This window comes from Pseudoalteromonas sp. T1lg23B (genome assembly GCF_002964665.1).
Lineage (GTDB): Bacteria > Pseudomonadota > Gammaproteobacteria > Enterobacterales > Alteromonadaceae > Pseudoalteromonas.
In genome coordinates this window covers 54,797-65,324 of sequence record NZ_PQBZ01000005.1, presented here as the reverse complement: position 1 = coordinate 65,324, position 10,528 = coordinate 54,797, and the positions used below count along the sequence as shown (strand labels likewise).

Genomic DNA, 10,528 nt, shown 5'->3' with positions numbered 1-10,528 from the left:
CGATGATAGTGTGGCAGCTGCCATGTGAAAGTAGAACATCGCCAGGCTCCTAATAAGAGAAACCTCGATACGAAAGTGTCGGGGTTTTTTTTCGTGCAGAATCTTTGTGACCACGAAGTGGCGACACAGAGAGTTCTGCGCAAGGTGAGGTAAGCAACCTTCACCGGTGCTTCCCTCAACATTCTTAAGAATCTCTCAGCGTTCTATAAAAACGCACTCACTGCGTTCGCTCACCCTTGCTGCCATGTGAAAGTTGCCGCTACGGAGTTGCCGCTACGGAGTAGAACATCCTACTTCGTAGCGAACCAAGCTCCTATTTAAGTGAAAAGCCCATCCATTCGGATGGGCTTTTTGCGTTTTGGGTCTGTAGGTCGTGATAAGCGTAGCGCCATCCGACGTCTAAGGAGGAGGGGTGAGAGGTGAATCCCTCGGCGGTAGTCAAACTTGCTCATCTCACCTTGCGCAAAAGGAATGTAAGCACTGCGTGCTTTGTCATTAAACTTTTGCGCCTAACTCACCTTGCGCAAAGGAAACGTCCTCACTGCGTTCGCTGTCGTTAACCCTTTGCACCCCAGCTTGCGCAAAGGAAACGCACTCACTTCGTCCGTAATTTTGCGTTTTAATTCGTTGTATTCATTTGCTCTATAAATTTGTTCGAATCTTCAATGGAGCGGTTCATATCATTAATTAATGACTGAATATCTGTCTGTAAGCTTTTGAACTCACCTCGAATGGCGGCAATAGCTTGCGCATTCAAATTGTGTTTGAGATATAAGACATTATCTTTGAGAGAAGCTAATACAGGTTGCATTTTACTCTCACTGCTACGCATCGAACGGAGTAATTTGTCAAATTGGCGCTGTGTTTGTTTGAGCTTTTTATCGCTTTCTCTTTTTAATTTCTCGCTGGAGTATTGCTCTAATTCATCTTGCCATTCATCAAATAAAGCCAGAGCGACATCTTCTACTTTATTGATGTTCTCACTGACTGTCTGAGCGGATGCGAGGCTTGACTCATAATCGTCATTTAGCTGTTCATATACCGATTGCAGCTCTTTGCCATCAAAGTTTATCAAGGTGCTTAGGCGTTCAAGTGCAGATTGAAACTCCTGTTGTGACTCTTGTTGTGATTCTTTAGTATCTTCTACTCTATCTACAAGGATTTCACGTTTGTGGATACCTACTTTTTCCATAGCAGAGTAGTAAGCCGTTTGACATCCTGTGAGTCCAAGAACGAGCGCGGTAACCAATGTGAAGCGTTTCATATTAAGCCAGTTTCCTATCAATCATGCTGTAAATTATGTAACTGATTGCTATGATGTGCAAAGAGTTTCTAAAAATTAGATGGTTATGAAGGTTAGGTTAGAACAATTGTTACCCAAGGTAAAACAGCTTATTTCGATGCAGCCTAAGTGGTGGCGCTACTATTTTATGCGCTGCACAGAAGATCAGATCACAGTTAACGCTGGTTATCTTGCCTATGTCACACTGTTGTCGCTTGTGCCTCTAATTGCTGTAGGTGTTGCAATTTTTTCTGCATTTCCCGGCTTTGAAGATACGAGAGTTGCGATAGAGAACTTTATCTTTAACAACTTCGTGCCCACTTCTACAGATAGTATTAAGTCTCATATTAGTGCCTTTACTGGTAATGCAAATCAAATGACAGCGGTCGGCATTGGCTTTTTAGCTGCAATTGCACTGTTGTTGATAAGAAATGTAGACGCGGCTCTAAATAGGATATGGCGAGTTGAAAAAAAGCGCCCTTTGATGATTTCATTTGCTATCTATTGGATGGTTTTAACGCTGGGACCCGTGTTACTTGGGGCCAGTATCGGTGTAACCTCTTATATTGTTTCGCTAGTATCTTTTGCTGATCAAGGGATACCTGGGTTCAGCGGCTTTTTACTTAAGCTATTACCTTACCTGATTTCAATGGCAGGTTTCATAATGCTCTATACTTTAGTGCCTAACACGCGAGTTTCATTTAGGGCGGCTGTACCAGGTGCATTGTTTGCGGCACTTTTATTTGAATTATCAAAGAAAGGGTTTGCTGCATATATCAGTCATTTTCCGTCATATGAGGTGATTTACGGCGCGTTAGCAACGGTTCCTATTCTGTTTGTATGGGTTTATCTATCGTGGATTGTAGTACTGCTTGGTGCTGAATTTACAGTTTGTTTGGGCGAACATGAGCCTTGGTTTAAACACGATGATGAGCAGATGGAGGAAAACGACACATATTAAATCAAGAGGTGTGACAATGGCACAAGGTTATATTGTTGGAGACGCATTGCGCAGTTTTCATTTAGCCGTTGGCGACGGGCATCAGATTTATGTTGAAGAATATGGAAAATCGGATGGTTTGCCTGTTCTTGTCAATCACGGTGGGCCAGGCTGTGGTTTGACTCCAGAAGCAACACAATATTTTAACCCCGATCGTTATCGAATCATTTTGTATAGCCAACGGGGATGTGGCAAGTCAACGCCTCATGAATTGGAGCATAATACCCCCAACCACCTTGTTAATGACATACTGAAGCTGTTGGATCATCTTGAAATCAAGAAAACGGTAATGGTGGGAGGATCTTGGGGCGCAACATTGAGCCTTTTATTTGCGCACAAACATCCAGCGCGTGTTAAAGGTTTAATTTTGTGGGCGTCTTTTTTGGCGACCGAGCAAGACTTACAGTGGTTATACTCACCGCAAGGTGCCGGTGCCCAGTTTTACCCTGAAAGTTATCACTCGTTCAGTCAGGGTCTACAAAGCGCAGAAGATGTATTGGCTTATTACAGTGATGCTTTGCAAAGCGATGATGAATTGTTACAACATAAAGCAGCTCATCATTGGCATGAATGGGATCGGCAGGTTACTTTAGCTGCGTCTTTAAGCCGCTACCACTTAGAACACGCCAATTGTATTATGCAACAGGCGAAAATAATGTGTCATTACTTCAGTCCTGAAATATTTGTACAGCTACAAAATTTAGATACAGCCGTTGTGGAGCTTAAATCGATTCCAATATGGTTTGTTCACGGCAGACATGATTTAGTGTGCCGTTTTGCTCCGGTTCAGCGGTTAGCTGATGAACTTAATGCGCAATTGTACATACTGGATGGGTTAGGACACAGTGGTGCAAGTCAGGCTTATTTTGAAGCAATACGTCGGGCGGCAGATCTTTTAGCATGTAAGCTGCATTCATAACATTCTGAATAACTGGTGATTATAAATCTATTGGCTTATAGTGATGCACTTTGTCGATATTTGAATAGAGGCTGATGTGCAAGGCTTAATACAGAGAGTGTCGTTTGCCAAAGTAGAGGTTGCAGGTGTAACCGTAGGTGAGATTGAAAAGGGTTTGGTACTGCTGCTAGGTGTCGAGAAAGAAGACACAGAAGCACATGTCGCTAAGTTACTACACAAAGTGAGTAACTATCGCATATTTACGGATAATGACGGTAAGATGAACCTGAGTCTTAAGGACATCGCGGGAGAGTTACTTGTCGTCTCCCAATTTACGCTAGCAGCAGATACCCAAAAAGGGATGAGGCCAAGCTTCTCATCGGCTGCAGTACCGGAACGTGCAAATGCTTTATATGAGTTATTTGTTGAGCAGGCTAAGGAATCGGGCGTAAAAGTGGCAACAGGGCAGTTTGCTGCTGATATGCAAGTAACCTTGTGTAACGATGGGCCCGTCACTTTCAATTTAAAAGTTTAGCGTTTAATAGCAATAATGTGATTTGCGTAGTCAGCGACGGTTTCGATTCTTGGCTTTTTACCGAAATTGGTGATCAACAAATGTTCGAGTCGCTGACGTTGTGAAGGGTGTTCGGCTAGAAAGTTGATAAAGAGCCACCCATCGTGGTTGAGTGCGGCTCGCAGGAGTTGATAAAATGGGTGCTGGAATAAAAACATTGGCGCATCCATTTCACTAAATAAATCTAAAATGATCCAGTCGTATCGTTGACTACCAGACAACGCAGTATCGGCATCCATACAAGCAACACTACACCCTTGCTCGCCACTGAAATACTTTTTATAGCAATGTACTATGTCAGGGTTGTTATCTATGGAAAGTACGTTACATTCTGGGTAAATTGCGTGTAGATAGTCTCTGATAGCTCCGCCACCTAACCCAAGTTCAAGCACTTTGTTTGGTGTGGGCAAATCTCGCCATATCGCGGCGAGAGTTTGTAAATGAGGAAAAAGAAGCTGCTCCGGGTGGTCTTTCTCCACTACAGATTGTAAGGTGTCGTTGATCAACAACCAGCGCAAGGTTTTGTCTTGCCGAACTTGTATACTTACATTGCCATGCTTGTGCCAATAAAGTAAATGACCTAGTTGATGGCTCTGTTGCACAAATTGGTTGGCGATCGTGCCTCGGGCAGTCACAAAATTATGCATAGTAACATCAGCATAGCTCACGATCGCTGTAATGCCACTTTGTTCGATAATTTTTACACTCAGCTACCGTGTTCTACCAATAGACTATGTTCAGTTTCATCGATTTCTAGTATGGTCTATTGCTCATCGCCAAGAAAAACGAATAACAGGAGTATTTATGTTTAAGGTTAGCTCACCACAAAGCAGTGAAGATTGGCAAGCTTATTACCAACTACGTTGGCAAGTTTTACGTGCGCCGTGTGGCTTGCCTCGTGGATCGGAGCAAGACGATTTAGAGCAAGAATCTGAACATTTATACATAAAAAACAACGAAGATCAGGTGTTAGCAGTAGCTAGGTTGCACTTCAACACGCAACAACAAGCACAGGTGCGTTATATGGCTGTCTCGCAAGAGCACCGAGGCCAGCATCTTGGTAGCCGGCTATTGCATGAATTAGAAAAAAGCGCGTGGCGACAAAATGCTGAAGAGTTAGTCTTATTTGCTAGAGAGAGAGCGTTAGTTTTCTATGAGCGCCACGGGTATCAAGTAGTTGAGAAAGCGCATTTAGCCTACGACGATATTCAACACTGGAAAATGGTTAAACAAAGACCAACGGAACCTGGGTGGTTCCGTCACCCAGATTGGACGCAAGTACTACAAGACACATGGCGTGAGTCTATTCCAATTAGTGATGCTATGGGGATTAAGGTTGAGAGTTATACTGACTGGCAGTTTTCAACTCGGGCTGATCTCAAAGCGAATCTAAACCTTCATAACTCAATGTTCGCCGGTTCAATATACAGTATGGCAACTTTGACGGGCTGGGGAGCCACTTACCTCGCGTTAAAAGAGCTAAACTTAGAAGGAAGCATTGTACTGGCAGATGCCAACATCAAGTACTTGAAACCGCTCACAACAGCGCCAAGTGCTTCAGTATCAATTGCAGATTGTGAGGGCAAGCTAGAAGACCTTAAAACAGATGGTAAAGCGAAGTACATTGTACCTGTAAGGGTTCATGATGGTGATGTGTTGGTTGCCACGTTCGAAGGTACATTTGTGGTATTAAATTAGTATACAATTTGTGATGGCCTTGTTCATTCAAGGCCTGAGTCAGGATCCTTAGGGGCGTTTTAGATATTGCCCCGGCGTACAATTGAATACTTTTTTAAATGAAGTGTTGAAAGCTGAACTGGATTCAAATCCAAGCTGTTCGGCAATGTACTGTTGACTATGGCCTGCTTCTATCATTTCTACAGCTCTTAATGCCCTTAGTTTTTGTTTCCATTGACTAAAGTTCATTGCAAAACTTTTTGCGAACAAACGGTTGAGCGTACGCGTCGATGCGCCGATCTCTTCACCCCACTGCTGCAGTGTTTTGTGACACCCTGGATTAGCATGCAGTTCACTAATGATGGGGAGTAGTCTGTCATCTTGTGCTGTCGGCATGAAAAATGAGCTGGTTGGCGCTGACTCGAGCCTATCAACGAATACCTGTATAAAACGCAGCGTTTTGTCGTCCAGTGTATAGTCTGGCTCCCAAGCACATATTTCTAAAATCATCGCTTTTAATAGCTCATCAACATGAAGTAGCTTCGCGCTGCCACCCAACAGAGGGGCGTACTTTTCGTCGATGTAAACACTTCTAAAATATCCGCCATATCTGCAAAAAGTTTCATGCGGTAAATTGGGGGGTAGCCATAGAGCTTGATCCGGAGGAATGACAAAGTTCCCTTCGGGCGTCACAATACTCAACACCCCATTGCTGGTATATGCCAGTTGCCCCCATGTATGTTGATGCGTCTGAACATGTTGCCATGGTGGCATAGTGCTGGCTCTGGGGTAAACGGGTTTACCCAAGTGCTTTAGTTTAAAACGTGTGGCGATGCTGTTCCAGTTGCTAGCCATTACACTGGGTTGGCCATTAACCATCATACACCTCTATTTACGGCATGTAGGTATTTCATCATTGTTATGGGGGTAGTTTGATTTTATCCCACTATAAGAGATTTTTGCGTCAAGGTTAAGGTGTACTAAATGATTCACAGAGTTGTTCAAGGTTTTTTTAACTCAGAATAGCCGCAACGAGGTGCAGAAGGATTATTTTGCAATTTGTCCGATCTGATAAATTATCTGTCTATAAATTGGATTTTGGTCACGATACTGAAGCAGTAGAATAAAGTCGCTTATTTAATGTGCTTTAAGGAGAAATAATGGAAGATGTTAGGCCTCAATCAAGATGGAAGACACCGTTTGGTTTTTTGACGCTGTCAACGATTGTCGTGGCAGTTACATTTGCAGCTTGGACAGCTTTGCTTAACAACTTTGCGGTAGAGGCGGCACAGTTTAATGGTGCAAATATGGGCATGTTGCAATCTTTGCGAGAGATCCCCGGCTTTTTGGCTTTCACAGCCGTTTTTATTTTGTTGGTTGTGAAGGAACAAACATTTGCCCTTATTAGCCTGTGTTTATTGTCTATTGGTGTGGCCATAACGGGGTTATTTCCCACTATTTATGGGTTATATGCAACGACTGTTCTCATGTCGATAGGTTTTCATTATTTCGAAACGCTTAACCAGTCCTTGAGTTTACAATGGTTTAAAAAAGAGGAAGCGCCACAAAAGCTGGGTCAGCTGATGTCTGTTAAGTCTATGGCATCATTGGTGACTTTTGGACTTATTTGGCTCAGTGTCACTTTTCTATCCGCGAGCTATGAGTGGTTGTATTTGGTGTTGGGGGGAGTAGGCCTAGCATTGACCTTATTTATGATGCGTGTATTTCCTCATTTTGCACAGCACAGCACACAGCATAAAAAGATTATTTTACGAAAGGAATATAGCCTATATTACTTGCTGCTCTTCTTTTCAGGCGCACGCAGACAAATTTTTATGGTATTTGCTGGGTTTCTTATGGTTGAAAAGTTTGGTTTTGACGTGGCACAGATCACCATGCTTTATATGCTCAACCATGTTATCAATATCTTTGCAGCCCCCGTTATTGGGAAGATGATTGGTAGAATTGGTGAGCAAAAAGCACTCACCATAGAATATACGGGTTTGATATTAGTATTTACCGGATATGCCTTAGTTGAGTCGGCCCAACTGGCTGCCGCTTTATACGTAATAGATCATATATTCTTTGCAATGGCAATTGCACTCAAAACTTACTTTCAAAAAATTGCTCGCCCTCAGGATATCGCGTCAACGGCTGGTGTTAGCTTTACCATTAATCACATAGCCGCAGTCATCATACCAGCTAGTTTTGGTGTGGTCTGGCTTTATGACAGTGCGTTGGTATTCTATTTTGGGGCTGGTTTAGCGGCTTGCTCCCTGATTTTAAGTCAATTTATTGGTTGGCATTTACGCCGTCGTCAGCTGCAAGTGAGTGCTTCACTCTGATTGAATAGGTCCACACAGCTAAGGCTATCAAGTCTGCTGTGTGGCTAATTGCTGCTTTAGGTGATCAATAAACAATCTGGTTTTGATGGGAACAAATGCACTGCTTGGGTAGTAAGCCCATAACTGTTTGTTGGCAGACTTTACCTCGGGAAGAACGGGAACCAGTGTTCCCTCCTGAAGTTGTTTATGGATATAGCTGTCAGAAATAAACATCAGTCCCATACCTTGTACCGCAGCCTCCAACATGGCATCAAGGTGATCAGAGACAAAGTTATAATGGTCGAAGGTGAAAATAGACTCGTCACTTAAGGAAATGTAGCCTTTATTGTGATAGTAATTACTTAACAACATCTTATGGCCTGCCAAATCAGCCACATTGTTGATAGCGCTGTGGCGCCGTAGATAGCTTGGGGCAGCAAATAGCTTCATTTGATAATCCAGTAAACAGGTGCCTTTGTGAGCTGCTGAATCAAAATCATCATAGTGACGAGTGATCACTAAATCATGGTGTAAATCAGGTAGGGCACCCGGAGCGAGTACGTTAAGTTGGATTGTTATATCCGGATATTGAGCGAGAAAAGTCTGGATACTAGGCATGAGAATGCTATTACCAACCGCTAATGTTGCGGCGATTTTGAGCGTCCCAGATGGGGTTTTATTGACTTCCTGAGAGTGTTCTAAAATGTGGTCAAATTGCGCGATGAGAGCCTGTGCTTTGGGGAGTAATAAATGACCAGCTTCGCTCAGTTTAACGTGTCTTGTTGAGCGGATCAGTAAGCTCAGACCCACTTGTTTTTCTAACCAGTCGATGCGTTTGCTCATCGCAGATGAAGAAATATTTAGTTTCTCTGCCGCTTTAGTAAAACTGCCGTATTCCGCGATTAGTATGAAGCTTTTTGCTGCGCTAAGCCAATCCATATTAATTCCTACTAGGACATAATGTTATTCCAATTACAGGGTTTTTTGTCAGCAAAGTAAAGCATATAGTCAAGCACATAGTTTACACAGGTAAATAACCCATGTTGATCATTGCGATGTTACTGCTGTCTTGCTCACAGCTTGCAAGCCAAATATTTTTTCCTGTATTGCCCCATATTGCGGCAGATCTTGAGATGAGCCAAGGACTCAGCCAAATGATGATCACCGGCTATTTCATCTGTCTTGGTTTGTCACAGTTAATGGTTGGTCCACTAAGAGATAAGTACGGTGACAGACAAGTTTTTTTAGCGGGGCAAGTGATATTTGTGCTAGGTAGTGTTTGTTGTGCATTGGCCACAAGTACAGAGTGGTTTGCGCTTGGGCGATTATTTCAAGGGTTGGGCGCAGCCGCACCGTTGCTTATTAGTCGTACCATTTTAGGGGCGGTATATCGTGGTTCACAATTGCGTGAGGCACTAGGTAGTCTAGCGATGGTTGCAAGTTGTGTGGCGATTGTCGCGCCATGGCTTGGTGGGGTACTGGCGAGTTGGGCTGATTGGCAGTTTGTGGCGTGGATATTGAGCATATATCTGTTAATTGTGGCGTTGATCGGGTACTGGTTATTACCCTCTGAGGCAAGTCTCAGTGCTAGTATCTCGTTGTATCCACACCATTTGTTTAGGCAATATCAAGTGCTTTTTAGTGCGCCTAAGTTTGTAGCAATTGCTTTATTTAAATGGACACCGACATTTATCTACATGACCACACAGCTGTATTTCCCTTTTGTATTACAACGGCAATTCGCGTTGAACGAAGCACAATTTGGCAGTGTCATGATGTTACCCATGGCGGGCTTGCTGTTGGGCAGTTTGCTCAGCAGTAAGTTACACCGTCATTTGAATATGGCGTGGGTGACGGGTCTGTTTTGGCCCTTACTTGTGCTAAGTGGTGCTTGTTATATGTTTATGCCATTTACGTTATCGAATGCGTTACTTGCTTACGGGCTGGTGATGGTAATGTTTGGCGGGTATTTTGCCATCTACATTCAAATGCTCAGTGAGCACTTTCCCAAACATGCAGGTAGTGCCAATGCTCTGATAGGTGCGTGTGAGTTACTGCTGTTTTCTTTATTAGCGGTAGCGTGTAACAGTTATTTTATCGATGTTCCTGAGGATATGGCGTGGGTGACTTGGGTCATGGCAATGTTGCTTGGGTGGGCATGGCTGACTTTATTTTCCGATAAGCGGTTATGGCATCGATTTTTACTAGTTAGACGAGTGAGGAATATTTAATGCGATTTAATACCAAGCGGTTGGCGATAAGACCTATGACCCCAGATGATCTATCAGCAAGCTTTGAGCACCGAAGCTGTGCGCTGACCTCTCGCTATATCGGTGAACCAGCTACTTATGAGCAGGCTAAAACTCGTCTGCTAGAGGGATGTCAGCCATGGCAGGCACAGGAAAATGAACGCTTGGCTTTAGCCATTACGTTGCAAAGTAATGGTCGCTTAATTGGCGAGCTAATGTTTAAGTACGTAAACAAGGCCAGTCTCATCGGTGAAATAGGGTATCGATTACATAAAGATTTTATCGGCCAAGGATATGCGTTTGAAGCGGTGTCTTTGTTTGTTGAACGTCTATTTGTGGAGCAGGAGGTAATGAAAATAACTGCCTTATGTGCCATTGAAAACATCGCGTCTTGGAAGCTAATGGAAAAGCTAGGTATGCAAAGGGAAGGGCATTTACGTCGTCATTTTCAATTGAGTACGCAGCGCTCAGATGCGTATTATTACGGCCTGTGTCGTGATGAATAAATTGCGGGGGAGTGTTCC

The 10,528-nt window shown here is 43.4% G+C and carries 11 protein-coding genes; 7 read left to right on the top strand and 4 right to left on the bottom strand.

All coding sequences use genetic code 11. The features are described from left to right. Positions 1-619: 619 nt before the first annotated feature. Positions 620-1,264: a DUF2959 domain-containing protein gene (locus C2M32_RS02660; protein ID WP_105166979.1), complete on the bottom strand. Its 645-nt coding sequence runs from the start codon at positions 1,262-1,264 to the stop codon at positions 620-622. 85 nt (positions 1,265-1,349) lie between these two features. Between C2M32_RS02660 and C2M32_RS02655 the strand changes: the two genes are divergently transcribed. The 3 genes from C2M32_RS02655 to dtd all read left to right on the top strand — a co-directional run bounded on the left by C2M32_RS02655 (position 1,350) and on the right by dtd (position 3,715). After that, the gene (locus C2M32_RS02655; RefSeq protein ID WP_105166987.1) at positions 1,350-2,243 is read left to right on the top strand and encodes a virulence factor BrkB family protein; all 894 of its coding nucleotides are present in this window, start codon (positions 1,350-1,352) and stop codon (positions 2,241-2,243) included. 16 nt (positions 2,244-2,259) lie between these two features. After that, positions 2,260-3,201 (top strand): alpha/beta fold hydrolase, encoded by a 942-nt coding sequence (locus tag C2M32_RS02650; RefSeq protein WP_105166978.1) that lies wholly within the window; start codon positions 2,260-2,262, stop codon positions 3,199-3,201. Between the two features lie 76 nt (positions 3,202-3,277). Next, positions 3,278-3,715 carry a D-aminoacyl-tRNA deacylase gene (gene dtd / locus C2M32_RS02645; RefSeq protein ID WP_105166977.1) on the top strand — a complete coding sequence of 146 codons (438 nt, stop codon included), beginning with the start codon at positions 3,278-3,280 and terminating at the stop codon, positions 3,713-3,715. Here dtd and C2M32_RS02640 read toward each other — a convergent pair. Next, on the bottom strand, positions 3,712-4,401 hold the full coding sequence (locus tag C2M32_RS02640) for a spermidine synthase (protein WP_105166986.1): 690 nt from the start codon (positions 4,399-4,401) through the stop codon (positions 3,712-3,714). The genes dtd and C2M32_RS02640 overlap by 4 nt on opposite strands. Before the next feature lie 157 nt (positions 4,402-4,558). On the opposite strand from C2M32_RS02640, the gene C2M32_RS02635 reads away from it, so the two are divergent. Further along, complete coding sequence (locus C2M32_RS02635) at positions 4,559-5,452, top strand: bifunctional GNAT family N-acetyltransferase/hotdog fold thioesterase (RefSeq protein ID WP_105166976.1); 894 nt, start codon at positions 4,559-4,561, stop codon at positions 5,450-5,452. 48 nt (positions 5,453-5,500) lie between these two features. On the opposite strand, the gene C2M32_RS02630 is transcribed toward C2M32_RS02635, so the two are convergent. Then, positions 5,501-6,313, bottom strand: coding sequence for an AraC family transcriptional regulator (locus C2M32_RS02630; RefSeq protein WP_234401202.1), 813 nt, complete (start codon positions 6,311-6,313; stop codon positions 5,501-5,503). Between the two features lie 278 nt (positions 6,314-6,591). Here C2M32_RS02630 and C2M32_RS02625 point away from each other — a divergent pair, with 278 nt between their 5' ends. After that, a complete protein-coding gene (locus tag C2M32_RS02625) occupies positions 6,592-7,776 on the top strand; it encodes an MFS transporter (protein ID WP_105166975.1) in 1,185 nt (394 codons plus the stop codon). 27 nt (positions 7,777-7,803) lie between these two features. On the opposite strand, the gene C2M32_RS02620 is transcribed toward C2M32_RS02625, so the two are convergent. Continuing rightward, positions 7,804-8,694, bottom strand: a complete 891-nt coding sequence (locus tag C2M32_RS02620; protein ID WP_105166974.1) for a LysR family transcriptional regulator — start codon at positions 8,692-8,694, stop codon at positions 7,804-7,806. A gap of 101 nt (positions 8,695-8,795) precedes the next feature. Here C2M32_RS02620 and C2M32_RS02615 point away from each other — a divergent pair, with 101 nt between their 5' ends. Together C2M32_RS02615 and C2M32_RS02610 are read left to right on the top strand one after the other, a co-directional pair. Continuing rightward, on the top strand, positions 8,796-9,986 hold the full coding sequence (locus C2M32_RS02615) for an MFS transporter (RefSeq protein WP_105166973.1): 1,191 nt from the start codon (positions 8,796-8,798) through the stop codon (positions 9,984-9,986). Continuing rightward, the gene (locus tag C2M32_RS02610; protein WP_105166972.1) at positions 9,986-10,510 is read left to right on the top strand and encodes a GNAT family N-acetyltransferase; all 525 of its coding nucleotides are present in this window, start codon (positions 9,986-9,988) and stop codon (positions 10,508-10,510) included. Before C2M32_RS02615 ends, C2M32_RS02610 begins: the two co-directional genes overlap by 1 nt. The last annotated feature ends 18 nt before the right edge of the window (positions 10,511-10,528 follow it).

Coding starts and splice junctions, on each gene's coding strand:
- C2M32_RS02640 (WP_105166986.1), bottom strand. CDS start 4,401: ATGCATAATTTTGTGACTGCCCGAGGCACGATCGCCAACCAATTTGTG.
- C2M32_RS02625 (WP_105166975.1), top strand. CDS start 6,592: ATGGAAGATGTTAGGCCTCAATCAAGATGGAAGACACCGTTTGGTTTT.
- C2M32_RS02630 (WP_234401202.1), bottom strand. CDS start 6,313: ATGATGGTTAATGGCCAACCCAGTGTAATGGCTAGCAACTGGAACAGC.
- C2M32_RS02610 (WP_105166972.1), top strand. CDS start 9,986: ATGCGATTTAATACCAAGCGGTTGGCGATAAGACCTATGACCCCAGAT.
- C2M32_RS02615 (WP_105166973.1), top strand. CDS start 8,796: ATGTTGATCATTGCGATGTTACTGCTGTCTTGCTCACAGCTTGCAAGC.
- C2M32_RS02660 (WP_105166979.1), bottom strand. CDS start 1,264: ATGAAACGCTTCACATTGGTTACCGCGCTCGTTCTTGGACTCACAGGA.
- C2M32_RS02635 (WP_105166976.1), top strand. CDS start 4,559: ATGTTTAAGGTTAGCTCACCACAAAGCAGTGAAGATTGGCAAGCTTAT.
- C2M32_RS02650 (WP_105166978.1), top strand. CDS start 2,260: ATGGCACAAGGTTATATTGTTGGAGACGCATTGCGCAGTTTTCATTTA.
- C2M32_RS02620 (WP_105166974.1), bottom strand. CDS start 8,694: ATGGATTGGCTTAGCGCAGCAAAAAGCTTCATACTAATCGCGGAATAC.
- C2M32_RS02655 (WP_105166987.1), top strand. CDS start 1,350: ATGAAGGTTAGGTTAGAACAATTGTTACCCAAGGTAAAACAGCTTATT.